Here is a 24,099-nt window from a genome sequence, read left to right as displayed (position 1 = left end):
CCCTTGGTTGACAGTAGACAGTGTCTACGCACGACTGGTAGACACTGTCTATGAGCGAAGAGGACACGGGGCTGCGGGCCCGACTGGTCGACGTGGGCGTCGCATTGGTGGACCGGGAAGGCGTAGCGGCCCTGTCGTTGCGAGAGATCGCACGGCAGGCCGGGGTCTCGCACGGGGCGCCGCGGCGCTACTTCCCGACGCATCTGTCGCTGCTGTCGGCCATCGCGCGGCGCGGCTTCGAAGCGCTGGCCCGGGAGGCCGGGGCGGCGGTCCAGGACGGGCGCCCGGAACCCCGGGAGCAGCTGATGGCGCTGGGGCGGGTCTATCTGGAGTTCGCGCGGACCAACCGCGGCATGTTCGAGCTGATGTTCCGTCACGACCTGCTGGAGAGCAACCAGCTGGGGCTGCGGGAGACCAGTCTGCCGTTGTTCGAGGTGCTGGCGGGGCTGGTCCACCGGGTGCGCCCCGAGGCCGAGGCGGATCTCGTCGCTGGGGCGCTGTGGGCCAATCTGCACGGCATCGCCCAACTGCGGCAATGGGGCAGCCTCCAGCTCGCGACCGGTTCCGAGGACGTCGAACCGCTGCTGCGGGTTGCGATGGACGCGCACCTGGGGACGGCGTGAAGACGCGGCACCGGCAGCGGCTCACCCTCGTCGGCAGCATCACCGGCGCCGTGATCGTCGCCCTCGACGGCACCGTGCTGACCGTCGTCCAGCCCGCCCTCCAGCGCGATCTCCACGCCTCGTTCGTGCAGGTCCAGTGGACCAGTACGGGCTATCTCATCGCCGTCGCCAGTCTGCTGGTGTTCGCCGGGCGGCTCGGCGACCGGTACGGACACCAGCGGGTGTTCGCGGTCGGCACGCTCGGCTTCGCCGCCACGTCCGCGGGGATCGGGGCGGCGCCCGGCATCGGCTGGGTGATCGGACTGCGGGTCGCGCAGGGCGTGTTCGGCGCGCTGCTCCAGCCCGCCACCCTCGGCATGCTGCGCGCCGCGTACCCGCGCGACCTGCTCGGGATGCCGATCGCGCTGCGCACCAGCGCCATCGGGGTGGCGGCGGCCGCCGGGCCGATCGTGGGCGGGGCGCTCGCCGCGCAGTTCGGCTGGCGGTCGGTCTTCTTCCTGAGCGTGGCCCCCGCGGTCGCGGTCGGTGTGCTGGCGCTCGTCGTACGCATCCCCGCGGACGGGCCGCGCACCGGCGTGGCCCTCGACCTGCCGGGCGCTTGTCTGCTGGCGCTGGCCCTGGTGTGCCTGGTCCATACGCTCGCCGGGATACCGGAGACCGGCTGGACGACGGCCACCGCGCTCGGGTTCCTCGCCGTGGCGGCCGCCGGGGGCGCGTTCGTACGGCACGGGCGCCGCACACCGAGCCCGCTGGTGCCGCCCGGCGTGCTGCGCTCGGCGACGGTCGCCTCGGCACTCGGGGTGCTGGTGACGGCGTCGGCGGCGCTGTTCGGGGCGCTGTTCGTCGGCACGTACTTCCTCCAGGACGTCCTGGGTCTGGACCCGCTGGAGAGCGGGCTGCGGGTGCTGCCGCTGGCCGCGACGATGGTGCTGGGCGCGCCGGTGTCGGCCGTCCTGGCACGCCGGTACGGGCCACGGCGTACGGCGGGCGCGGGGATGGTCCTCGTCGCGCTCGGCATCCTGCTCTTCTCTCGGCTCGACCGGGCGGCCACCGCCCCGGAGATCGGCGGCTGCTTCTTCGCGCTCGGGGCCGGTTTCGCCACCGTGATGGTCACCGCGACGGCCGTCATCGTGCACCACGCGTCCCTGGAGCACGCGGGCGTGGCGGGCGGCCTCCAGCAGACCGCCATGAACATCGGGCCGACGCTCGGGGTGGCCGCCGCGACGATGCTGCTGCGGCTGCCGGGCGCCGGGGCCTTCGCCGCGGCGATGGGGCCCGCCCTGGCCGCCCTCGCGGCGGTCGCGGCGCTGGGCGCGCTGCTCACGGTCGCCCTGCCCGGCCGTGAGCCGTTGAGCCGTTGAGCCGTTGAGCCGTTCATGAAGACGGTGGCCGGAGCGGTCTGTGTCGCGGCCATGCTGGTCACGGCGGGCTGTGGCGCGGAATCCGGCGGGAAGCCGGAGGGGAAGGCGTCGCACGACTCCGCCTCCCCGAGCCCGACCCCAACGTGGTGCAGATCCGGGAAGGCGCCACGGTCGTCGAGGTGACCTTCTCCCCCAGCAGCGAGACCGCCTTCGTGCAGGACGTGACCCGGAAGGCGGCGGCGCGGCTGAAGGCCGCATCGGAACCCGCGCAGCAGCAGTAGCCCTCAGGCCCGCGGCTCGGGCTTGGGCGGGTGGCGGGGCCACCACGGGGTCCAGGTGAACTTGTCGCCGCCGACCCAGCGGACCACGTCCGGGTCGTCCAGGTCGATGTCGTCCAGGCCGAGCTGGCGGGCGATCTCGATGACGTCCAGGACCGAGTGCGCCTTGCCGACCAGCTCCCCCGCGACCTCCACCAGGCGGTAGGGAGGCGTGCCGTCCTGGACGCCGAGCACCACCATCGTCGGCCGGGTGACGCGCGGGCTCTCGCTCTCGGTCATGGCTCCACGCTGCGGCCCGCAGGACGCCCGCGCACCCCGGATGCCCCGGACGGGCGACTCCCGCTCGGCGTCCCACGGCGACGCGCAGGCCCTTCCCACCTGGTCCGGTGTGTGCGCTGGGCCGGGCGGGTGATGTCCCGACGACGCGCTCCGCCCGGTGGGCACGCCGCATGGACATACTGTGCGGATGCCCAAGAAGCAGGGGATTCCACCTCTTATTCACCAGACCTGGAAGAACGCGGACGTACCGCCGAAGTGGCGGACGTGGTCCGAGACCTGGCGCCGGCACCATCCCGACTGGGAGTACCGGCTGTGGACGGACGCCGACAACCGGGCGTTCCTCGAACAGCACTACGCCTGGTTCCTGCCCGTCTATGACGGCTATGCCGAGCCGATCAAACGGGCCGACGCGATCCGCTACTTCCTCCTCGACCATTTCGGCGGGCTGTACGTCGACATGGACTTCGAGTGTCTGCGCCCGATGGCCGGGCTCCTCGCCGGGAAGGAGCTCGTCCTCGGTCTCGAGCCGGAGGAACACACCGGACTGCCGTGGAACCGCCGCAGCGGTCTGCCGCGCATCGTCGGCAACGCGTTCATGGCGTCACGGCCGGGCCATCCGTTCTGGCCGCATGTGCACCGGCAGCTCGTCGGCGCCCACACCATGCCCGGCCCGTTGGACGCGACGGGCCCGTTCCTGCTCACGCGCGCGGTCGACAGCGCGCCGGAGGACTGCTCGATCACGATCCTGGGCGCGGAGACCGTGTATCCCGCGCTGAGCGCCTTCGCGGAGGAGTTGTTCGGGCGGCGGGAGGTGGATCGGGACCGCGCCCACGCCGTGCACCACTGGTCGAGCAGTTGGGCGCGTGAGGACTCCGGTCCGCCGGCGGCCTCGACCGGCCGCCAGGTCAGGTTCTGGACGAGCCAGGAGCTGCACCCCTGCGCCCACGGCGTGGTCGACCTCGACGCGCAGCGACGACGGTGGGCCTCGGGGTCGGCCGCGCCGACGGTGTCCTGTCTGATGGTGACCAAGGACCGGCTGCCGTTGGCCGAGCGGGCGATCCGGTGCTTCCTCGCCCAGACCTACACCCGCGCGGAACTGGTCGTGGTGGACGACGGCGCGGACGACTCCCTCGAGGAGCACGTACGCGCCCTCGCCGACCCGCGGATCCGCCTCCACCGGCTGCCACCTGAGGGGCGGACGCTGGGCGAGCTGCGCAACATCGCGGTGGACCTGGCCACCGGGGCGTACGTGTGCCAGTGGGACGACGACGACCTGTACGACCCGGAGCGGCTGGAGATCCAGATGGCGGCGGTCCTCGGGCTGGACGCCACGGCGTGCTTCCTGGCCCGTGAGCGGCTGTGGTGGCCCGCGCGCCGCAAGCTGGCGCTTTCCGGGGTACGGGTGTGGGAAAGCTCCATGCTCTGCGCGAAGGACGCGCTCCCCCGCTATCCGGAGCGGCGGAGCGGCGAGGACTCCCCGGTCGCGGAGGCCGTGGTACGCGGCGGACGGACCGTGTCCCTGGACGCACCGGAGCTGTACACCTACGTGATCCACGGGGCCAACACGTTCGACGAGCCGCACTTCACGAGCCTCTTCGACGCCGCCACCCAGGTGTGGCCCACGGGCGACTCCTATACGGACCAGGTGCACGCGATGGCGGCACGGCTGCCCCTCGCCCCGGCGGATGTCATCGACGCCGAGAACCCGGCCGCCGCCGCGCGGTACACGGCCCCGGACACCGCCGGTGAGGCGGCCGGCGTCACCGGCGGGCCTTCGGCGCGCGTCCCTCACGCCAGGCGCCCCGCCCCCGTGGACGTACGCACCGACACCGACGGGCATCCCCCGCTCCTCGTCCTCACCCCCGTCAAGAATGCCGCCGCCTTCCTGCCGCGCTACCTCGACAACCTGCACACCCTCGACTACCCCCGCGACGCGGTCTCGGTCGGCCTGCTGGAAGGCGACAGCCGTGACGGGACCTGGGAGGCCCTCCAGGACGCGCTGCCCGGGCTGGAGGCGGAGTTCCGGCGCGTCACTCTCGTACGGCGCCACTTCGGCCTGGAGCTGGCCGGGCCGCGCTGGGAGCCGGCCGTCCAGCGGCAGCGGCGATCGGTGCTGGCGAGGGCCCGTAACCACCTGCTGTCCCGCGCCCTCGCCGACGAGCGGTGGGTGCTGTGGCTCGACGTCGATGTGACCGACTACCCGGCCGACCTCGTCCAGCGCCTGCTGGGCGCCCGCCGGGAGATCGTCGTCCCGCACTGCGTCACCGAGCCCGCCGGGCCCAGCTTCGACCTCAACACCTTCGTGCTGCGCCCGGACGCGCACACGCTGAACTGGGACCAGTGGCTCCGGGACGGCATCCTCCAGCCGCCGAAGGGGTTCGGCCGGATCTATCTCGACGAACTGCGCGCACGCGAGACCGTCCGCGTCGACGCGGTCGGCGGTACGGCCCTGCTGGTCCACGCCGATCTGCACCGCGACGGCCTGGTGTTCCCGGCCGTCCCCCACCGCGGGCTGATCGAGACCGAGGGACTGGCCGCGCTGGCCCAGGACATGGGCGTCGAGTGCTGGGCGCTGCCCGCGGTGGAAGTGGTGCACCCCCACCACCTGGGCGACGGCCCCATGAGCCAGGCAGGTGAAGGTGCCGCCGGTTCCGAATCCCGCGTCGGAAGCGCTCGTTAGCCGATTATCCCTGGAGCGTTCCGCAGCACGAGGAGAATCTTATGAATATCGGAAAGACGGCCGCCTTGGTGACGGCGGCGGCCGGGGCGGTGGTCTTCGGCGGAGCCGACGCCGGCGCCCTCGATCTGGACAGCCCCCTCCGACAGACCAACGAGTGCGACACCCTCGGGCCGGTGCAGGGGTCGAGCTGCCTCAACTTCGCGCAGATCTTCGGCGATCCGCACGGCGTGGTGCAGGCGAACCGGTGTGACTCCGCGGGCCCCTCCAACACGGGAAACCTCATCTTCACCACGCCCCTCGCGGCGGCCTCGAACTGTGCCAACATCGCCGTCTCCGCCCAGCCCTCGACGGCCGAGGTGACTCACCGGAACGCGTACGGCCACGCCGTCCACGGCGACGGACACCGGTGACCCCGGCACCGACCGGGCCGGAACGCGGCCCCCGGGGGACCGGTCTCCCGGGGGCTTCGCACGAGGGGCGGCGCGGCACTCTCCCGGCGGTCTCGGTGGTCATCCCCTGCCGCGACTACGGCCACTATCTGCCGCACGCGGTGGAGAGCGTACTGGCCCAGACCTTTCCGGACTGGGAGCTGGTCGTGGTCGACGACGGCAGCACCGATGACACCGCCGCGGTGGCCAGGTCGCTGATCGCCGGCCACCCCGGGCGGCGCATCCGGCTGCTGGAGCAGGCGGGCGCCGGTGTCTCGGCCGCCCGTAACGCGGGCATCGCGGCGGCCACCGGCCGCTATGTCCTGCCGCTGGACGCCGACGACGTGATCGCCCCCACGATGCTGGAGCGGACGGTCGCGGTGCTGGACGACAACCCGGACATCGCCATTGTCTCCACCGACGTCTCCGTCTTCACCGACGACGACCCGCGCGGGCAGGCGCTGGAGCTTCCCGCCTACGACCAGGACCTGCTGCTGCGGCAGCTGATCATGTTCTACTGCTCGCTCTACCGCCGCGAGGTGTGGCAGGAGGTGGGCGGTTACGCCGAGGACATGCGCACCGGGGAGGACTGGGACTTCTGGATCGCCTGTGCCGAGCGCGGCTTCACGGCCCATCACCTCCACGAGCCGCTGTTCGGCGCGCGCAACAAGGACGACGGTCTGCATGTGGAGGCGGCCGAGAACGACCTGGCCGTCCGGGCCAGGATCGTGGCCAACCACCCCGGGATGTTCAAGCCGGTCACCCGGGCCTGGGCCCGGGCCCTGCTCGCCCAGGACGAGCGGGAGTGCCTGGCCGACGACCGGGTGCCCGACGACATCCTCACTCGGGCCGCCGACATGGACCAGTTCCTGCGGGTGGTCATGTCGCTGCAACGCACCGCACGTCTGCAACACCGCCACATCCGGCGGCTGGAGGCGGCCCTGGCCGGACGGAGTGGTGGGGCTCCCGTTCCCGGGAACCCCACCACGGTGCCGTAGCCGCTACTCGAAGAGTTCCGCGTACGAGCCCATCGCCAGGGCGATATCCGCCTGGGCCCAGAAGCGGTGGTACGTGAAGCTCGGCACCGCGCCGCCCTTCAGGTACGCCTCGACCTTGGACCAGGCCGGGTCGTTCTTGTAGAAGGAGCGGATCGACAGGAAGGTCGAGCCGGAGTCGATCTTGTCGCCGTTGGGCATGGTGCCGGTCCAGCCGCTGGGGACGTAGACCGGGTCGTCGAAGCGGTTGTAGTCGGCGCGGGATTCGGGGACCGCGATGCCCAGCGCGTCCTGGTGGTGGTCCCACATGCCGTCGAGCAGCGCCTTGGCGGTGTTCTTGGCGGCGGTGTGGCCCGACTTGGCGGCGTAGTAGGACAGCGTCTTGGCGTACGCGGCGGCCACGCCCACGTCATTGGTGTAGTCGGTCACGGTGACGTGCAGGCCCGTATTGGCGCCGGGGCTGGACGCGTTCCAGGTGTCGGGCTGGCCGGACCACTGGAGGTTGGACGGGAACTGGTAGGTGCCGTCGGGGTTGATGGTGGTCTTGGACAGCGCCCAGGTGACCCACTTGTCGAGGACGGCCTTGGCCGAGGCGTCACCGGTGCGGTTGTAGTACTCGGCGACGCGCTCCATGGACCACGCCTGGAAGCCGAACCACTGGTTGGACGGCGGGTCGTGGTAGACGGGCTTCTCGTCGTAGTACATGCCGTAGAAGGTGGACTTGCCCGCGGGCGGGGTGGCGTAGCGGCCCTGCCAGCTGTTGGTGGCGCCGCCCGCGATGGCGCCCTCGCTGGACTGGAGCCACCGGTAGAACTCCAGCTGCCGCTTGAGGCTGGTGGACCAGTCGCTCGCGCCGGTCGCGGACTTGGGCTTCAGGTCGGCGTAGGCGCTGAGCGCCCAGGCCGCCATGGGGTTCTGGTAGCCGCCGTGGGCGTGGGAGGAGCCGATGCGCCAGGCCCAGCCGGCGGAGGTGTCGGTGGCGCCGCCCCAGGCGTAGTACCAGGAGAGCAGATAGCTGGAGCTGTTCTTGCCGCTGCCCGCCGGGCAGGTGGTCTCGCCGGCGCAGTTGCCGACCTTCTTGAAGTACTTGTCGTACATCGCGTAGCGCAGGTAGTCGCCCATCTTGGCGGCCTTGGCGATGTTGCCGGAGATCTGGCTCCCCTTGCCCTGCGCCTTGGCCCACTCGGACGCCCAGTAGGCGGCCTGGACGACGCGGGCGTCGGCGTCGGGGGCGTTGGTGAACTTCCACTGCTTGGAGTAGGAGGCGTCGCCGGTGAACAGGTCCAGGTAGCCGTTCTTGCCGCCGTACTTGAAGCCGTCACAGGTCGGCTGGGTCACGGTCTCCCAGACGGACTCCTGCGGGCCGCGCTGGAAGGTGTTGACGTAGGACGGGCCGGTGTCGGACGGCCCCGCCTCGCACTTGCCGGGCGAGTTGCCGTAGCCGTACGCGTTGTCGACGTCCTGGATCCAGTGCATCCCGTAGATGTCGTCGGTGCCGTACGCGCTCTTCAGCTCGGCCGCGATGGGGTCCTGGCCCACCGGCACGTTGCCGTCGAGCTTCGACGGGTACTGCGAGGGCTGGTCCCACTCGGGTGCGTACGTGGCGGGCTTGGAGGCGTTGTAGAAGCTGTTCGTGGGCTGGTCGGCGTGGGTGGGGATCATGTACTTCTCCATGATGTCCCACGCGGAGTTGAACTTGGTCCAGTCGCCGGTGACCTTGCCGTACATCGCCTGGAGCCAGATCAGATAGCTGTACGCCTCGGACGTCGTCTCATGGCCCTGGTCGGGGGCCTCGACGATCAGGGTCTCCACGGAGTGGTACGGGATGCCCTCGGGCGAGAAGTAGCCCGCCGAGGGGGCGGTGATCTTGTTGTACAGCTCCAGGAAGCGGGCGTCGTACGTCTTGGCGGCGGCCAGCTGGGTGACGGTGACCTCGGCCTTGGTGTGACCGGTGGCGGTCGCGGTGAAGGTCGCCGTGCCGGTGCCCGAGTTGGCGGCGGCAACCGTCACCTGCTGGGCGGTGTTCCAGTTGGTGGGGGTGAAGGTGAGGCTGCCGCCCGAGGAGACGGTCAGGCCCGTGTTGCCGGAGGTGCGGGCCACCGTGACCGTGACATTGGCGGACGGCTTGGTGGACAGGCGGAGGCCGAAGGTGCCGGTCTTGCCCTGCTCGACGCCGAGCTGGGCGGGGCTCGCGACCAGCGCCGGACCGGCCGCGACATGGATGCCGACGGGGGTGGACTCCGCGGCGGCGCCCTGGCTGTCGTACGCCTTGGCGTACAGCGAGAAGTCGCCCGCCGGGACGTCGGTGTAGTCGAAGCTGTACGGAGAGGTGGTGTCGGTGCCCAGCAGCTTGGTGTCGCTGTAGAACTCCACCTTGGTGACGGTCGCGCCGTCCGCGGCCGCGGCGGTGGCCGCCATCGGGACGGTGCCGCCCGCGCTGTAGACGGCCCCCGGGGTGGGGCTGGTCAGGACGGTGATCGGCGGCTGGTGGGCGCCGCGGCAGGTGACACCGTTGACGGCGAAGGCGGTGGGCGCGGCGTTGGCGCCGCTGTAGCTGAACTGGGCGCCGGTGGTGACGTTGCCGCCGACCGCGATGTTCGCGTTGTGGGCGGCGTTCTTGACCGTCACGGTCTTGCCGGACTGCGACCAGGTGCCGTTCCAGCCGTTGCCCAGCTTCTGGTTGCCCGCGTAGTCGTAGGTCAGGGTCCAGCCGTTGATGGCCTCGGTGCCCGGGTTGGAGATCGTGAGATCGGCGGTGAAACCCGAGCCCCAGTCGTTCGTCTTGTAGTCGACGTTGCACTGCACGGCGCGGGCGTCGGCATGGGCGGGGGCGGCACCACCGGCGGCGGTCATGGCCACGGGCAGTGAGAGGGCTGCGGCCAGCGCGGTCACCAGCCGTCTCATCCGCCGACGCGCTCCTGACAAGGGTGAGCCTCGCTGTACGCGCATGGGGGTCCTCCACGCGGGTTCGGAAATGAGGGGGGAGTGCGAACCAGTGGGAGCGCTCCCAAGCGTCCGTTTCCATCTGAAGAAGTGTCAAGTCTTTGAACAGGATGGGCCGGTCGAACGTCTTCGACCGATAAATCTGTGAACGCCTCTGTTGACATGTACGCCACTGGCGCTACGGTCAGCTCAACCAGTGGGAGCGGTTCCAGCAGTCAGCGCCGCACGGGACGGCGCGTGGACCCGAGGAGTCGCTCCATGCGAGCACCACCGCGCCTTTACGCCTTGGCGGCCGCCGCGTCGCTCACCCTGGCGGGCACCGCGGGCACCGCCGCCGCGGCCGGCAGCTCCGTCGCTCCCCGGGCGGCCGCGTCCTGCACCGTGGCGTACACCGCCGCCGGCCAGTGGGACAACGGCTTCCAGGGCAACGTCACGATCACCAACAACGGAGCCGCGCTCGACCGCTGGACCCTCACCTTCGACTTCTCCGCCGGACAGAAGGTGACCCAGGGGTGGAACGCCACCTGGTCGCAGTCCGGGACGACGGTGACCGCGGTCAACGCCTCCTGGAACGGGAAGATCGCGACGGGCGGCAGTGTCAGCGCCGGGTTCACCGCCTCCTGGTCCGGGTCCAACCCGGCACCCTCCGCGTACAAGCTCAACGGCGTGGCGTGCGACGGCGGCTCCGGCCCGACGGATCCGACGGACCCCACCGACCCGACCGATCCCCCGCCGGGTCAGGGCGGCACCCCGCCGAAGCTGCGCGTCTCGGGCAACACCTTCGTGAACGAGAACGGGGCCACCCGGCGGCTGCTGGGCGTCAACCGCTCCGGCGGCGAGTTCATGTGCGTCCAGGGGCGCGGCATCTTCGACGGACCGGTGGACGACGCGTCCGTCAAGGCCATCGCCGGATGGAAGGCGAACGCGGTCCGCGTCCCCCTCAACGAGGAGTGCTGGCTCGGTCTGTCGCACATCAACTCCGCGTACCGCGGCACCGCCTACATCAACGCGGTGAAGGACTTCGTGGCCCGCCTTGAGGCCAACGGCATCACGCCGATCCTCGAACTCCACTGGAGCCACGGCACGTACACCGGGGGCGATGCCCACTGCCCGGACACCGAGTACGCCACCTGCCAGAAGCCGATGCCGAACGCCCAGTACACCCCGGCGTTCTGGTCCTCGGTCGCGCAGACCTTCAAGGGCGACCAGGCCGTGGTCTTCGACCTGTTCAACGAGCCGTTCCCGGACCGCGCCACCTCGGACCTGACCGCGGCCTGGAAGTGCTGGCGGGACGGCGGCAGCTGCCCCGGCATCGACTACCCGGTGGCCGGGATGCAGAGCCTGGTCACGGCGATCCGGGCCACCGGCGCCCAGAACGTGATCCTGCTCGGCGGCCTCGCCTACTCCAACGACATGCGCCAGTGGCTGACGTACAAGCCGAGCGATCCGGCGGGCAACCTCGCCGCCGCCTGGCACACGTACAACTTCAACACCTGCTCCAGCGAGAGCTGCTTCACCGAACAGCTGGCCCCGGTGATCGCCCAAGTGCCTTTCGTGGCGGGCGAGATCGGCGAGAACACCTGCTCGCACGGCTACATCGACCGCGTCATGGCCTGGCTGGACGCCAAGCGCGCCTCGTACCTCGGCTGGACCTGGAACACCTGGGACTGCTCCTCCGGCCCCTCCCTCATCAGCGATTTCAACGGCACACCGACCGCTTTCGGCATCGGACTCCGCGATCACCTGAAAGGACTGTCATGAGCCGCATCACCTCACCTCCCCCACCCTCCCGCAGGCCAGGCACCCGCACCCGCGCCGCCGCTCTGGCGGGCGGCGCGCTGCTGGCCGCCACCGCCCTGACCGTCGGCTCGCTCGCGGGCACCGCCTCGGCGCAGGCCGACGGCGCCGCCAGGGCCGCCGCCAAGGTCGACAACCCGTACGCGGGCGCCAAGGTGTACGTCAACCCGGAGTGGTCCGCCAACGCCGCTGCCGAGCCCGGCGGCTCCAAGGTCTCCAACCAGCCCACCGGTATCTGGCTGGACCGGATCGCCGCAATCAACGGAGCGAGCGGCAAGATGGGGCTGCGCGCCCACCTCGACCGTGCCCTGTCGCAGTCGGGCGGCTCGCCGACGGTGGTCCAGCTCGTCATCTACGACCTGCCCGGTCGTGACTGCTCGGCGCTCGCGTCCAACGGCGAACTCGGCCCGACCGAGATCGACAAGTACAAGACGCAGTTCATCGACCCGATCGCGTCGATCCTGGGCGAGTCGAAATACGCCAACTCCAACCTGCGGATCGTGACCACCGTCGAGATCGACTCGCTGCCCAACCTGGTCACCAACACCGGCGGCAGCGCGACCGCCACGCCACAGTGCGACACCATGAAGGCCAACGGCAACTATGTGAAGGGCGTCGGCTACGCGCTCAACAAGCTGGGCGCCGTCGGCAACGTCTACAACTACGTGGACGCCGGGCACCACGGCTGGATCGGCTGGGACAGCAATTTCAACCCCACCGCCCAGATCATCAAGCAGGCCGCGACCGCCGAGGGCAGCACGGTCGACAAGGTGAGCGGAATCATTGTCAACACCGCCAACTACAGCGCCCTGAAGGAAAACAACTTCACCATCAACGACACCGTCAACGGGACCACGGTCCGCCAGTCCAAGTGGGTGGACTGGAACCGCTACGTCGACGAGCTGTCGTTCGCCCAGGGATTCCGCCAGGAACTGGTGAACGTCGGCTTCCCCTCCAACATCGGCGCGCTCATCGACACCTCCCGCAACGGCTGGGGCGGCAGCGCCCGCCCGTCCGGTCCCGGCGCCACGACCAGCGTCGACACGTACGTCAACGGCGGCCGCTACGACCGCCGGATCCACATCGGCAACTGGTGCAACCAGTCCGGGGCCGGGCTCGGTGAACGGCCCAAGGCAGCGCCCGCGGCCGGGATCGACGCGTACGTGTGGATGAAGCCCCCGGGCGAGTCCGACGGTGCCAGCTCCCAGATCCCCAACGACGAGGGCAAGGGCTTCGACCAGATGTGCGACCCGACCTACACGGGCAACGCGCGCAACGGCTACAACATGTCCGGCGCGCTCGCGAACGCGCCGCTGTCGGGCCACTGGTTCTCCGCCCAGTTCCAGCAGCTGCTGAGGAACGCCTACCCGGCGCTGTAACAGTCCGTCCCCCGGCGGGGCCGGAGGACCGCGGCCAGCGGCCCACCGGCCCCTTCGGCGTTCACAACGACTCGCGCCGCACCAGCTGGGTCGGCAACACCACCTGCGGGCGCTTGGCGGGGCGTTCCGAGGGGCCTTCGATCTCCTCCAGCAGCACGCGCACCATCGCCCGGCCCATCTCCTCGGTCGCCTGCCGGACGCTGGTGAGCGGCGGGTCCATGTGGCGGGCGACGGCGGAGTCCTCGAAGCCGACCATCGCGACGTCCTCCGGGACCCGTCGCCCGGACTCGCGCAGCACCTGGCGGGCGCCCGCGGCCATCACGTCCGAGGCCGCGAAGACCGCGTCGAGGTGGGGCCGTTGCTCCAGCAGCTGCCGCATGGCGCGGCGGCCGCCCTCCTCGGTGAAGTCGGCGGACGCCACCAGCTCCGGTTCCGGCTCCCGGCCCGCCGCCCGGACCGCGGCGCGGTAGCCGTCCAGGCGGCACTGGGCGACGTACATGTCCAGCGGTCCGGTGATGGTGGCGACGGTGGTGCGGCCGCGCCCGATGAGGTGCTCCACGGCGGACTGCGCGCCGCCGGTGTTGTCCGAGTCGACGTACGGCACCGACTCGTGGGCCGAGCGGCGTCCGCTGAGCACCGCGGGCATCTCCAGGCGCTCCAGCAGGTCCGGAAGCGGGTCGTCCGCGTGGACGGACACCAGCAGGACGCCGTCGACCCGGTGCGCGGAGAGGTACTCGGCGAAGCGCTGCCGCTCCTTGGGGGTGCGGATGAGGGTCAGCAGCAGCTGGAGATCGGTGTCGGCCAGCTCGGCGCCGACGCCGCGGATGATGTCCGAGAAGTACGGCTCGGCGAAGAGCCGGGTCTCGGGCTCGGGTATGACGAGCGCGACCGCGTCGGCCCGGTTGGCGGCCAGCGCGCGGGCCACCCGGTTGGGCACGTAGCCGAGTTCGGCGACGGCCTGCTCGACGGCCGTACGAGTGCGGTCGCTGACCCTCGGCGAGCCGTTGATCACCCGGGAGACGGTGCCGCGGCCGACGCCGGCGCGGGCCGCGACCTCCTCGAGGGTGGGCCTGCCGCGCCCCGCACCATGCCGCCGGGTTCCTGCCATCTCGCGCCTCCAGCCTCCGTACCCAGCAGATCCACCCCATCTGGGCGGCTGCGGTGGACATTCAACAGCAGTGTGGTTTCCGGAAGTTGTTCCGCTCTGTCCCTTGACACCCCAGCGGGGACCCGCAACCCTTCAACACATCAACCTGGGAGCGCTCCCACAGTACCTGAGTCATACACAACCCGCACACTGCCCGCCCGTGCCGATGCATCTCAAAGTCCCATGGATTCCCCCTTTTTGGCCGGGAGCGGTACGTCAGGGCGCTAGGAGGACGGAATGCGCAGGACCACTGGTACGTACCGCAGCAGAGCGGTGGCCCTCGCGGCCATCGCCGCGTTAGGGGCCGGACTGCTCAGCGGCTGCGCCGACGACGGCGACAGCGACACCAACAAGTCCGGCGGTGGCGGCGAGGGCGGCAGCGGCAAGACGAAGATCATCATGGGCCTCTTCGGCACCATGGGCTTCAAGGAGGCCGGGCTCTACGACGAGTACATGAAGCTCCACCCGGACATCAAGATCGAGCAGACGGTCATCGAGCGCAATGAGAACTACTACCCGCAGCTGCTCAACCACCTGAGCACGGGCAGCGGTCTCGCCGACGTCCAGGGCATCGAGGTCGCCAACATCGCCGAGGTCGTCCAGACCCAGGCGGATAAGTTCGTTGATCTTTCGAAGACAGAGGGCGTCAAGAAAGAGAACTGGCTCGACTGGAAATGGCCGCAGGGCGTCACCAAGGACGGCAAGGCGATCGGTCTCGCCACCGACATCGGCCCGATGGCGATCTGCTACCGCAAGGACCTGTTCCAGAAGGCCGGGCTGCCCACCGACCGTGAGAAGGTCGCCCAGCTCTGGGCCGGGGACTGGAACAAGTACCTGGCCGCGGGCGAGAAGTACATGAAGAAGGCCCCCAGCGGCACGGCCTTCGTCGACTCGGCGGGCGGCGTCTTCAACGCGGTGGTCGCGGGCAACGCGGAGCGCTACTACAACAAGAGCGGCAAGATCATCTACAAGGACAGCCCGGCGGTGAAGAACGCCTGGGAGGTCGCCACCAAGGCGGCCACCGGGAAGATGACCGCCAAGCTCCAGCAGTTCCAGAAGACCTGGGACCAGGGCTACGCCAACGGGCAGTTCGCCACCGTCTCCTGCCCGCCGTGGATGCTCGGCTACATCCAGGAGAAGGCCGGGGACAAGGCGAAGGACCAGTGGGACGTCGCCGCCGCGCCCAAGCCCGGCAACTGGGGCGGCACCTTCCTCGGCGTACCGCAGGCGGGCAAGAACAAGGAAGAGGCCGCCAAGCTCGTCGCCTGGCTGACCGCACCCGAGCAGCAGGCCAAGCTGTTCAAGGAGCGCGGCAGCTGGCCGAGCGCCCAGGCGTCGTACTCGCTGCCCGATGTGAAGGACGCCAAGCACCCCTACTTCGCGAACGCACCCATCGGCTCCATCTTCGCCGAGGCCGCCAAGGGCATCCCGGTCCAGGTGCTGGGCCCGAAGGACCAGATCATCAACCAGAACCTCGTGGACATCGGCATCCTCCAGGTCGACCAGCAGGGCAAGTCCCCTGAGGCGGGCTGGAAGGCCGCGACCAAGACGATCGACAACGCGCTGGACCAGTGACCCGGATGTCCACCACCTCCGGTACTGCCGCGCCCCCCGCAGGGCAGGGGGGCGCGGCCCCGCGCCGCGCCGCCTCGGCGGCGCCCCTCGATCCCAAGGAGCAGCGGCGGCGCGCCTGGCGCTCCCGCCGCCACCACTGGGACGTCAAGTGGAGCCCGTACGCGTTCGTCGCCCCGTTCTTCCTCTTCTTCGCCGCCTTCGGGCTCTTCCCGCTGCTGTACACGGGCTGGTCCGCGCTGCACCGCGTGGAGCTGACCGACCCCACCCATATGGAGTGGGTCGGGATGCGGAACTTCTCCCGGCTGTGGGAGGACGAGTTCTTCTGGAACGCGCTCCAGAACACGTTCACCATCGGGCTGATCTCCACCGTGCCGCAGCTGCTGATGGCCCTCGGGCTGGCGCATCTGCTCAACTACAAGCTGCGCGGCTCGATGTTCTTCCGGGTCGCCGTCCTCACTCCGTACGCCACCTCCGTGGCCGCCGCGACGCTGGTGTTCGTGCTGCTCTTCGGGCGCGACTACGGAATGATCAACTGGGCGCTGGGCTCGATCGGCATCGACAAGATCGACTGGCAGAACGGCACCTGGACCTCCCAGTTCGCCGTCTCCACGATCGTCATCTGGCGCTGGACCGGCTACAACGCGCTGATCTACCTGGCCGCCATGCAGGCCGTGCCGCACGATCTGTACGAGTCGGCGTCGCTCGACGGGGCCTCGCGCTGGCAGCAGTTCATCCATGTCACGATCCCCTCGCTGCGGCCCACCATCCTGTTCACCGTCGTGGTGTCCACGATCGGGGCGACCCAGCTCTTCGGCGAGCCCCTGCTGTTCAACGGCAGCGCGGGCGCGACCGGCGGGGGCGACCACCAATTCCAGACGCTGGGCCTGTACCTGTACGAGCAGGGCTGGGTGAACCTCCACCTCGGCCGGGCCTCGGCCATCGCCTGGACCATGTTCCTGATCCTGCTGCTGATCGCCGCGGCCAACTGGCTGGTGCAGCGACGGCTGCGGAAGAGCCAGTGAGGGAGACGAGGGACCACCATGACCGCCACCGTGTCTTCCCGACCGGCGACCGCACCGCCCGCACCGCCCCCGGCCGGGCGGAAGGGCCGTAACCGCGCGGGCAGGCAGCTGCACGGCGGGAAGATCACCTACGCCGTGCTGATCCTGTTCACCATCGGCTCGCTCTTCCCGCTGGTGTGGACCGCCATCGCCGCCTCCCGCACCAACACCCGGCTCGCCGAGACCCCGCCGCCGTTCTGGTTCGGCGGGAACCTGTTCCACAACCTCGATGTGGCGTGGAACGACGCCAACATGGGCGCGGCGCTGCTGAACACGGCCGTGGTGGCCGGGACCATCGCGGTCGGAACCGTGCTGTTCTCGACCATCGCCGGCTTCGCCTTCGCCAAGCTGCGCTTCCGCTTCAAGAACCTGCTGCTGATGCTCACCATCGGGACGATGATGGTGCCGCCCCAGCTCAGCGTGGTGCCGCTGTACATGGTGGTCGCCAAGCTGGAGTGGACCGACCAGCTCCAGGCCGTCATCCTGCCGACGCTGGTGACCGCCTTCGGCGTGTTCTTCATGCGGCAGTACCTCAGCCAGGCGCTGCCGACGGAGCTGATCGAGGCGGCCCGGGTGGACGGCGCCAGCAGCCTGCGCATCATCTGGCACGTGGTCTTCCCCGCGGCCCGCCCGGCCATGGCCGTGCTGGGGATGCTCACCTTCGTCCAGGCGTGGAACGACTTCTTCTGGCCGATCATCGCGCTCACCCAGACCGGCAACCCCACCGTCCAGGTCGCTCTGAACGGACTGGGCCGCGGCTATGTCCCCGACCAGTCGGTGATCATGGCGGGGGCGCTGCTCGGCACCCTGCCGCTGCTGATCGCGTTCGTGCTCTTCGGCAAGCAGATCGTGGGAGGCATCATGCAGGGCGCGGTCAAGGGCTGAGCCGCCCGCCCGCGCCGCCGGCACCGCCCGTACCGCCATCGCCTCCCTCTCCTCGTCCCTCCCCACACCCTCACCCTCGAATGGGAGCGCTTCCATGACCCTTTCCTTCCCGCCCGGATTCCTGTGGGGCGCGGCCGCCGCGGCCTATCAGATCGAGGGCGCCGCGCAGGAGGACGGCCGCACCCCGTCCATCTGGGACACCTTCAGCCACACTCCCGGCAAGGTGCTCGGCGGCGACACCGGCGATGTCGCGGTCGACCACTACCACCGCTTCCGCGAGGACATCCGGCTCATGGCCGACCTCAACCTGGCGGCGTACCGCTTCTCCGTCTCCTGGTCACGCGTCCAGCCCACCGGCCGCGGGCCCGCCGTGCAGCGCGGGCTGGACTTCTACCGCGGCCTGGTGGACGAGCTGCTGTCCGCCGGGATCCAGCCGGTGCTGACCCTCTACCACTGGGACCTCCCCCAGGAGCTGGAGAACACCGGTGGCTGGCCGGAACGCGAGACGGCCGAGCGGTACGCCGAGTACGCCGGGATCGTCGCGGAGGCGCTGGGCGACCGCGTCGAGTACTGGACCACCCTCAACGAGCCCTGGTGCAGCGCCTTCCTGGGCTACGGCTCCGGGGTGCACGCCCCGGGCCGCACCGAACGGCTCGCCCCGCTGCGCGCCGCCCACCACCTCAACCTGGCCCATGGCCTCGGCGCGCAGGCGCTGCGGGCCGCCCTCCCGGCCCGCGCCCAGATCGCCATCAGTCTCAACCCGGCCGTGGTCCGCCCGCTCACCCAGGACCCCGCCGACCTGGACGCTCAGCGCCGTATCGACGCGCTGGCCAACCGGGTGTTCAGCGGGCCGCTGCTGCGCGGCGCGTATCCGAGCGACCTCATCGAGGACACGGCGGCTATCACCGACTGGTCCTTCGTCCGCGATGGCGACCTGGCCGTCATCAAGCACCCCCTCGACGCGCTCGGCATCAACTACTACACGCCCTCATTGGTATCAGCCGCCACCGACAACGGGGCCCGGGCCGCCCGCCACGACGGCCACGGCGCCAGCGCCCACTCCCCCTGGCCGGGCTCCGAGCGGGTCGCGTTCCACCAGACGCCGGGCGACCGCACCGAGATGGGCTGGACCGTCGACCCGACCGGGCTGCACGAGCTGCTGATGCGCTACACCCGTGAGGCGCCGGGCGTGCCGCTCTACATCACCGAGAACGGCGCCGCGTACGACGACAAGCCGGACGCGGACGGCCAGGTCCACGACCCGGAGCGGATCGAGTACCTGCGCGCCCACCTGGCCACCGCCCACCGGGCCATCGCGGACGGCGCCGATCTGCGCGGCTACTTCCTGTGGTCGCTGATGGACAACTTCGAATGGGCGTACGGGTACAGCAAGCGCTTCGGCGCGGTCTACGTCGACTACCCCACCCAGGCCCGCGTCCCCAAGTCCAGCGCCCGCTGGTACGCGGAGGTCGCCCGCACCGGAGAGCTGCCGGAGGCGTAGCCACGTCCGGAGCGAAACAAAGACCGCGGCTCCGCCCAACCTGGGGGGTGGGCGGAGCCGCTCCCTCCCCCGAATACCCCGAATGGATTACGGCATGGGCCACACGCCCGGCCGACAGGGCGGACGGCGGACGGTGCTGGTAAATGCATGAGATATGAGCAAAGCAAAGGGCGAGGCACTTGCCGAATGGTTCGACGGGCGGGTCGGCCTCTTCAAGATGGCCAAGGCCAATCTGCGGAAGGTCTTCCCCGACCACTGGTCCTTCCTGATCGGTGAGATCGCCCTGTACACGTTCGTCATCATCATTCTGACGGGCGTCTATCTCACCTTGTTCTTCGAGCCCGCGATGAACGAGGTGGTCTACCACGGCCGCTACGAGCCGCTCAACGGCATCCGCATGTCCCAGGCGTTCGAGTCCACGATGGACATCAGCTTCGATGTGCGCGGCGGCCTGCTCATGCGGCAGATCCACCACTGGGCGGCCGTGCTCTTCATCGCGAGCATGATCGCCCATATGATGCGCACGTTCTTCAACGGCGTCTTCCGCAAGCCGCGCGAAATCAACTGGCTCTCCGGCGCCGGACTGCTGATTCTCGGCATGTTCGACGGCTTCATGGGCTATTCGCTCCCCGACGACCTGCTGTCCGGCACCGGGCTGCGCTTCATGGAGGGCGCGATGCTGTCGGTTCCGATCGTCGGCACGTATCTGTCGTTCTTCTTCTTCGGCGGAGAGTTCCCCGGGACGATCGTCATCTCCCGGCTCTTCACCCTCCACGTCCTGCTCATCCCCGGTATCATGCTCGGCCTGCTGGCCCTCCATATGATTCTGCTCGTCTATCACAAGCACACCCATGAGCCCGGGCCCGGCAAGAAGAACATGAATATCGTGGGTCCCCCGCTGTGGCCGGTCTATGTCGCCAAATCCGGCGGGTTCTTCTTCCTCGTCTTCGGCGTCACCACCCTGATGGCGGGCATCGCCCAGATCAATCCGATCTGGATGTACGGCCCCTACCGGCCCGACCAGGTCTCCACCGACGCCCAGCCCGACTGGTACATGGGCTACTCCGAGGGGCTGATCCGGCTGATGCCGGGCTGGGAGATCAACCTCTGGGGCCACACCCTGGTCCTCGGTGTCTTCATCCCCCTGGTGGTCTTCCCGATGGTGCTGCTCGCCATCTGGCTCTATCCGTTCCTCGAAGCGTGGATCACCGGCGACAAGCGCGAACACCATCTCAACCAGCGCCCGCGCAACGCCCCCACCCGCACCGCCTTCGGCGCCGCCTGGATCGCCCTGTACACGGTCCTGCTGGTCGGCGGCGGCAACGACCTCTTCGCGACCCACTTCCATCTGTCGATCAACGCGATCACCTGGGCCGGCCGGATCGGCTTCTTCGTGGTGCCGCTCGTGGTGTTCGCCATCACCCGACGGGTCTGTCTCGGGTTGCAGCGGCGCGACCGCGACAAGGTGCTGCACGGCCGCGAGACCGGCATCATCCAGCGGCTGCCGCACGGCGAGTACATCGAGGTGCACGAGCCGCTGCCACCGGGCGAGCGGTACACGCTGACGGCCTACGAGCAGTACGAGCCCCTGGAGCTGCCACCGGCCGTGGACGGGGCCGGGGTCGAACGGAAGCTGACCCGCAAGGAGCGGCTGCGGGCGCGGCTGTCCCAGTTCTACTTCGGCGACGGCGGCCAGATCGCCAAGCCGACGGCCGAGGAGTACCGCGAGCACCAGGAGAGCCAACACCACTAGGGGGTGTCAGCCCCGGTAGCCGCCCAGCGCCTTGGTGAACGCGAGCGCGCCCTGCTCGACCGAGCTACAGATCGCCGACGCCGTGGCCTGGGTGCCGCCCGCGCACTGCTTGTCGCGGGTCGCGGACCACATCGACAGCTTGCCCAGCCCCTTGGCCCGGGCGAACCGCACCAGCTCCGTGGCGTCGTCGACGGTGAATATCTCGTTCTTGACGTCGTTGACGCCGATCATCGGGGTGACGCCGACGGTCTTCCACGCCGCCGCGTCGCCCAGCCCGAGGGCGCGCTTGAGCTGCTTCTGGGTCGCGGTGGCCGCGTCGATCGCGTACCGGCCCATGTCGCCGTCGAAGGAGCTGCCGTAGTCCATGGCCATGATGTTGACGGCGGAGACCTTCACCCCGTTCTTCCGGGCGTCGGCGACCAGTTCGGCGCCGTCCCGGGTGAGGCCTGTGGGCATCACGGGCAGGGTGAACGAGACGTCCAGGCCCGGGTTCTGCTTCTGGAGCGCGGCGATGGCCTGCGCCCGGCGGGTGCTCGCCGCGGCGTTCTCCAGCGCCTTGCCCTCGATGTCGAAGTCGACCTTGGTGAGCTTGAACCGGTCCACGACCTGGCTGTACGCCGCGGTCAGCTTGTCCATCGACGGGCAGGCCAGCGCCAGTTCGGACCCGGACTGGCCGCCGAAAGACACCCGTATGTCGCCGCCCTCCGCGCGCAGCGCCTGCGTCTGCCGGGCCACCTTGTCGGCAGCGAGCCCGGTCCTGCCGCCCCACTTGGGGGTGCAGCCGCCGCCAGGGGAGACGAAGCCGAGGGTGAACTCCTTGACACCGGTCTTCTTCGCGGTGCCCACCATGTCGTAGGGGACGTGGAGCGAGGTGTCGATGTACGGGGCGAAGCGCGCGGCCGCGGCCTGCCCCGCTCCGTTCCCCGGCTTCTTCCCCGGGGTCTTCTCGGGTTCCGTCCCCGGCGTCGTGCCCGGTGTCGTCCCCGGCGCGGTGCCCGGTCCGGTCCCCGGTCCCGTTCCCGCGCCCGCGCCCAAGTCCGGTGCCGTTCCTGCCATGTCCCCGCCGTCGCCCCCCGCGCTGCTCAGCGCGAACGCCGCCCCGCCCGCCACGAGGACGGCGGCGGTGGCGCCCATCGCCATCGTGCTCCGGCTCATGGTGCGGCGGCGGTACCTGCGGCTCATCACGTGTGCCTGCCCTGCCTACGGAAGTGGGGGGTCGTCGTACGCGCGCCACCGTAACGGCCGGTATCGGCACTCACGAAAAGATCTTCACAAGACGCACAGTTTTCCTGTCCCGCTTGAACATCGGGCAGACACAACTGAGGCCAGGTCAGTCGAAGACGGCCGCCGGGGGCGCCGGGGACCGCGTGGCGGTCGCGTCGGTGACCGGGGCCGCGCCACCGGTGAAGTCCGCGAGCGCGCGGCCGTGTTCGACCCGGGCGGGGTGCGGGTCCCCGGCGGCGCGGCGGGTCAGCTCGGCCACCGGCAGCGCGTGATCGGCGGCCAGCAGGACGGCGTTGCCGAAGCGGCGGCCGCGCAGCACGGCGGGGTCGGCGGACAGGCACACCTCGGCGAACGCGGCGCGGGCGGTGGCGATCTGGGCGCGCAGATGGGCCAGCGGCGGGCCGTCGGCGATGTTCGCCGCGTACAGCCCGCCGGGGCGCAGCACCCGGCGGGCCTCCGCCAGGAACTCCAGGCTGGTCAGGTGCGCGGGGGTGCGGGCCCCGCCGAAGACGTCCGCGATGATCAGATCGGCCCAGCCCTCGGGCACCTTGGCGAGCCCGGCCCGGGCGTCGGCGCCCCGCACTCGTATCCGGTCGCCGGGATCGAGCGGCAGCTCGCGCCGTACGAACTGGACGAGCGCGGTGTCGATCTCGACGATCTGCTGGGTGGAGCGGGGCCGGGTCGCCGCGATGTAGCGGGCCAGGGTGAAGGCGCCGCCGCCCAGATGGACGGCGTGCAGCGGGCGCCCCGGCGGGGCGGCGAGATCGGCGGCGTGGCCGAGCCGCCGCTGATACTCGAAGTCGAGGTGGGTGGGGTCGTCCAGGTCCACGTGTGACTGCGGTTTGCCGTCCAGCAGCAGCGTCCAGCCGCGCGGGCGATCGCGGTCCGGCACCAGCTCGGCGAGGCCCCCGTCGACGGATGCGGTGATCGGCTCGGGGGTGCGCCCCCGGCCCGCCGCGCGCCCGCGCTCCGCCGCTCGCTTCTTCGTGCCTTTCGCCATGTGCCCCAGTATGGGCCGGGCCACCGACAGCCACGCTGCCGGTCCGCCCACCAGGGCCTATGCCGGCCAGGGGCTTCCCCGGCCTGGGGCTACTGACAGCGGTCGACGGCCTCGATCGTGCGGGCCGCCTCACCCAGCGCGGCCCGCAGCTCCACGGGGTCGGTGGCCCCGCTGTACGCGGCGTCCGGCGGCACCAGCCAGTGGGTGGCGCCCTGCCCCGCGGCGCCGCCGTCGCTTATGCGCATGCCGCGCCCGGCCGTCTCGGTGCAGGCACTGCCCGGCATGTCCCAGCCGTCCGCGGTGCCGGGCGGCACCAGGAAGCCGAGGGTGTCGCAGGCGTTGTCGTGCATCACGGGGCCGAGGCCGTCGCAGCCGCGGCGCAGGATGTCCACCGCCTCCAGCCCCTGGCGGGCAGGGACGGTGACCAGATCGCAGTCCTGGCGCGGGTGATGTTGGGCAGTCGTCCGCGAGCGGCTGATATCCACTCCGGCCTCCCTCTTCATCGGGTTGCACAGGGTTCAACGCTCGGCAGTGTCAACGGCTACGGCCGAATGCCGCCGTAAAGGATGGCAGTTCATGGCAGATCGCGGGCGTTTCGTCTTGATTGCCGGGAATATCCGAATGTCGGGAACGGCGTAACCGGTACGGTTCTCCCCCGCCGACACGGCAGCACCGTAGGGAGGGTCATATGAGGCCGCTTCCGGAATCCCCCTCATCCTCGTCACCGCGGCCGAACACCGCGTTCCGGCTGTTACGCGGGCAGCTCTCACCGGCCGAGTTCGCGGCGTCCGTACGGCGCGCGGCCCGCGAGATCGGCGAACAGGTCTCCTGCGACGCGCGCTACATCGGCCGTGTCGAGTCGGGGGCGATCCGCTGCCCCAACTACGCCTACGAGCGCGTCTTCCGCCATATGTTCCCCGGCCGCGCCCTCACCGACCTGGGGTTCACCCCCCGCGAGGCGGTCCGGGGCCGCCCGGTCGGCCCCGCCGCCGTCCCGGCGCCCCGCCCGGAACCGCTGCCCCGGCCGGAACCGGTGTCCCGCCCGGAGCCGCTGTCCCGTCCGGAGCCGGAGCCGCGCGCCCCGGCCGACATCGACATCTTCGAGGAGAGCGAACTGCTACGCCGTGCGTTCATGGAACGAGTGGGGCGGCGGCCGCCGCCGATGCCGTGCGGACCTCCCGGCGGGCCGG

The 24,099-nt window shown here is 70.5% G+C and carries 19 protein-coding genes and 1 pseudogene; 14 read left to right on the top strand and 6 right to left on the bottom strand.

Annotated features, from left to right (window positions below):
* Positions 1–50: 50 nt before the first annotated feature.
* The 3 genes from SSOG_RS28390 (at position 51) to SSOG_RS57575 (ending at position 2,265) form a co-directional block, all read left to right on the top strand.
* Positions 51–623, top strand: a complete 573-nt coding sequence (locus SSOG_RS28390; RefSeq protein WP_009717700.1) for a TetR/AcrR family transcriptional regulator — start codon at positions 51–53, stop codon at positions 621–623.
* Positions 620–1,984, top strand: a complete 1,365-nt coding sequence (locus SSOG_RS28385; RefSeq protein ID WP_009717699.1) for an MFS transporter — start codon at positions 620–622, stop codon at positions 1,982–1,984. Before SSOG_RS28390 ends, SSOG_RS28385 begins: the two co-directional genes overlap by 4 nt.
* A 146-nt stretch (positions 1,985–2,130) precedes the next feature.
* A complete protein-coding gene (locus SSOG_RS57575; protein WP_281048127.1) occupies positions 2,131–2,265 on the top strand; it encodes a hypothetical protein in 135 nt (44 codons plus the stop codon).
* Positions 2,266–2,268: 3 nt separating this feature from the next.
* Here the strand turns inward: SSOG_RS57575 and SSOG_RS28380 are convergent, their stop codons facing one another.
* The gene (locus SSOG_RS28380; protein WP_009717697.1) at positions 2,269–2,541 is read right to left on the bottom strand and encodes a hypothetical protein; all 273 of its coding nucleotides are present in this window, start codon (positions 2,539–2,541) and stop codon (positions 2,269–2,271) included.
* 187 nt (positions 2,542–2,728) lie between these two features.
* On the opposite strand from SSOG_RS28380, the gene SSOG_RS28375 reads away from it, so the two are divergent.
* From SSOG_RS28375 to SSOG_RS28365, 3 genes are all read left to right on the top strand, one after another.
* Positions 2,729–5,221: a glycosyltransferase gene (locus SSOG_RS28375; protein WP_050799994.1), complete on the top strand. Its 2,493-nt coding sequence runs from the start codon at positions 2,729–2,731 to the stop codon at positions 5,219–5,221.
* A 41-nt stretch (positions 5,222–5,262) separates the two neighbouring features.
* A complete protein-coding gene (locus tag SSOG_RS54965) occupies positions 5,263–5,631 on the top strand; it encodes a hypothetical protein (RefSeq protein ID WP_009717695.1) in 369 nt (122 codons plus the stop codon).
* 95 nt (positions 5,632–5,726) lie between these two features.
* Positions 5,727–6,647: a glycosyltransferase family A protein gene (locus SSOG_RS28365; RefSeq protein WP_245606399.1), complete on the top strand. Its 921-nt coding sequence runs from the start codon at positions 5,727–5,729 to the stop codon at positions 6,645–6,647.
* 3 nt (positions 6,648–6,650) lie between these two features.
* Here the strand turns inward: SSOG_RS28365 and SSOG_RS28360 are convergent, their stop codons facing one another.
* Complete coding sequence (locus tag SSOG_RS28360; protein WP_039938907.1) at positions 6,651–9,548, bottom strand: glycoside hydrolase family 48 protein; 2,898 nt, start codon at positions 9,546–9,548, stop codon at positions 6,651–6,653.
* 297 nt (positions 9,549–9,845) lie between these two features.
* On the opposite strand from SSOG_RS28360, the gene SSOG_RS28355 reads away from it, so the two are divergent.
* Positions 9,846–11,348 carry a cellulose binding domain-containing protein gene (locus SSOG_RS28355; RefSeq protein WP_039938905.1) on the top strand — a complete coding sequence of 501 codons (1,503 nt, stop codon included), beginning with the start codon at positions 9,846–9,848 and terminating at the stop codon, positions 11,346–11,348.
* The gene (locus SSOG_RS28350; RefSeq protein WP_009717691.1) at positions 11,345–12,763 is read left to right on the top strand and encodes a glycoside hydrolase family 6 protein; all 1,419 of its coding nucleotides are present in this window, start codon (positions 11,345–11,347) and stop codon (positions 12,761–12,763) included. Before SSOG_RS28355 ends, SSOG_RS28350 begins: the two co-directional genes overlap by 4 nt.
* A gap of 61 nt (positions 12,764–12,824) precedes the next feature.
* On the opposite strand, the gene SSOG_RS28345 is transcribed toward SSOG_RS28350, so the two are convergent.
* A complete protein-coding gene (locus tag SSOG_RS28345) occupies positions 12,825–13,871 on the bottom strand; it encodes a LacI family DNA-binding transcriptional regulator (RefSeq protein ID WP_009717690.1) in 1,047 nt (348 codons plus the stop codon).
* A gap of 276 nt (positions 13,872–14,147) precedes the next feature.
* On the opposite strand from SSOG_RS28345, the gene SSOG_RS28340 reads away from it, so the two are divergent.
* The 5 genes from SSOG_RS28340 (at position 14,148) to qcrB (ending at position 20,685) form a co-directional block, all read left to right on the top strand.
* Complete coding sequence (locus SSOG_RS28340; protein WP_009717689.1) at positions 14,148–15,485, top strand: ABC transporter substrate-binding protein; 1,338 nt, start codon at positions 14,148–14,150, stop codon at positions 15,483–15,485.
* Between the two features lie 5 nt (positions 15,486–15,490).
* A complete protein-coding gene (locus SSOG_RS28335; RefSeq protein WP_039938904.1) occupies positions 15,491–16,507 on the top strand; it encodes a carbohydrate ABC transporter permease in 1,017 nt (338 codons plus the stop codon).
* An 18-nt stretch (positions 16,508–16,525) separates the two neighbouring features.
* Entirely contained in the window at positions 16,526–17,431 is a 906-nt protein-coding gene (locus tag SSOG_RS28330) for a carbohydrate ABC transporter permease (protein WP_009717687.1), read from the top strand.
* A gap of 94 nt (positions 17,432–17,525) precedes the next feature.
* Positions 17,526–18,932: a GH1 family beta-glucosidase gene (locus tag SSOG_RS28325; RefSeq protein ID WP_009717686.1), complete on the top strand. Its 1,407-nt coding sequence runs from the start codon at positions 17,526–17,528 to the stop codon at positions 18,930–18,932.
* Positions 18,933–19,086: 154 nt separating this feature from the next.
* The gene (gene qcrB, locus SSOG_RS28320) at positions 19,087–20,685 is read left to right on the top strand and encodes a cytochrome bc1 complex cytochrome b subunit (protein ID WP_009717685.1); all 1,599 of its coding nucleotides are present in this window, start codon (positions 19,087–19,089) and stop codon (positions 20,683–20,685) included.
* 6 nt (positions 20,686–20,691) lie between these two features.
* Here qcrB and SSOG_RS28315 read toward each other — a convergent pair whose 3' ends face one another.
* The 3 genes from SSOG_RS28315 to SSOG_RS28305 form a co-directional block, all read right to left on the bottom strand.
* The gene (locus SSOG_RS28315; protein ID WP_039938903.1) at positions 20,692–21,867 is read right to left on the bottom strand and encodes a chitinase; all 1,176 of its coding nucleotides are present in this window, start codon (positions 21,865–21,867) and stop codon (positions 20,692–20,694) included.
* Positions 21,868–22,015: 148 nt separating this feature from the next.
* Complete coding sequence (locus tag SSOG_RS28310; RefSeq protein WP_009717683.1) at positions 22,016–22,909, bottom strand: spermidine synthase; 894 nt, start codon at positions 22,907–22,909, stop codon at positions 22,016–22,018.
* Positions 22,910–22,998: 89 nt separating this feature from the next.
* A complete protein-coding gene (locus tag SSOG_RS28305; protein ID WP_039938901.1) occupies positions 22,999–23,412 on the bottom strand; it encodes a hypothetical protein in 414 nt (137 codons plus the stop codon).
* 185 nt (positions 23,413–23,597) lie between these two features.
* Between SSOG_RS28305 and SSOG_RS56415 the strand changes: the two are divergent.
* Positions 23,598–24,099: pseudogene (locus SSOG_RS56415) on the top strand (hypothetical protein); the annotation flags it as partial.

The organism is Streptomyces himastatinicus ATCC 53653, from assembly GCF_000158915.1.
In the GTDB taxonomy this organism is placed as follows: Bacteria; Actinomycetota; Actinomycetes; order Streptomycetales; family Streptomycetaceae; genus Streptomyces; species Streptomyces himastatinicus.
Note: the sequence above shows the minus strand (reverse complement) of the source record. Positions and strands in the feature narration are given on the sequence as shown.

What these genes read in the sequence shown, in the direction of transcription:
- SSOG_RS28330 (WP_009717687.1), top strand. Translation starts at nt 16,526, where the DNA reads ATGACCGCCACCGTGTCTTCCCGACCGGCGACCGCACCGCCCGCACCG.
- SSOG_RS28350 (WP_009717691.1), top strand. Translation starts at nt 11,345, where the DNA reads ATGAGCCGCATCACCTCACCTCCCCCACCCTCCCGCAGGCCAGGCACC.
- SSOG_RS28325 (WP_009717686.1), top strand. Translation starts at nt 17,526, where the DNA reads ATGACCCTTTCCTTCCCGCCCGGATTCCTGTGGGGCGCGGCCGCCGCG.
- SSOG_RS28335 (WP_039938904.1), top strand. Translation starts at nt 15,491, where the DNA reads ATGTCCACCACCTCCGGTACTGCCGCGCCCCCCGCAGGGCAGGGGGGC.
- SSOG_RS28310 (WP_009717683.1), bottom strand. Translation starts at nt 22,909, where the DNA reads ATGGCGAAAGGCACGAAGAAGCGAGCGGCGGAGCGCGGGCGCGCGGCG.
- qcrB (WP_009717685.1), top strand. Translation starts at nt 19,087, where the DNA reads ATGAGCAAAGCAAAGGGCGAGGCACTTGCCGAATGGTTCGACGGGCGG.
- SSOG_RS28305 (WP_039938901.1), bottom strand. Translation starts at nt 23,412, where the DNA reads ATGAAGAGGGAGGCCGGAGTGGATATCAGCCGCTCGCGGACGACTGCC.
- SSOG_RS28345 (WP_009717690.1), bottom strand. Translation starts at nt 13,871, where the DNA reads ATGGCAGGAACCCGGCGGCATGGTGCGGGGCGCGGCAGGCCCACCCTC.
- SSOG_RS28380 (WP_009717697.1), bottom strand. Translation starts at nt 2,541, where the DNA reads ATGACCGAGAGCGAGAGCCCGCGCGTCACCCGGCCGACGATGGTGGTG.
- SSOG_RS54965 (WP_009717695.1), top strand. Translation starts at nt 5,263, where the DNA reads ATGAATATCGGAAAGACGGCCGCCTTGGTGACGGCGGCGGCCGGGGCG.
- SSOG_RS28315 (WP_039938903.1), bottom strand. Translation starts at nt 21,867, where the DNA reads ATGAGCCGCAGGTACCGCCGCCGCACCATGAGCCGGAGCACGATGGCG.
- SSOG_RS28355 (WP_039938905.1), top strand. Translation starts at nt 9,846, where the DNA reads ATGCGAGCACCACCGCGCCTTTACGCCTTGGCGGCCGCCGCGTCGCTC.
- SSOG_RS28390 (WP_009717700.1), top strand. Translation starts at nt 51, where the DNA reads ATGAGCGAAGAGGACACGGGGCTGCGGGCCCGACTGGTCGACGTGGGC.
- SSOG_RS28375 (WP_050799994.1), top strand. Translation starts at nt 2,729, where the DNA reads ATGCCCAAGAAGCAGGGGATTCCACCTCTTATTCACCAGACCTGGAAG.
- SSOG_RS28360 (WP_039938907.1), bottom strand. Translation starts at nt 9,548, where the DNA reads ATGAGACGGCTGGTGACCGCGCTGGCCGCAGCCCTCTCACTGCCCGTG.
- SSOG_RS28340 (WP_009717689.1), top strand. Translation starts at nt 14,148, where the DNA reads ATGCGCAGGACCACTGGTACGTACCGCAGCAGAGCGGTGGCCCTCGCG.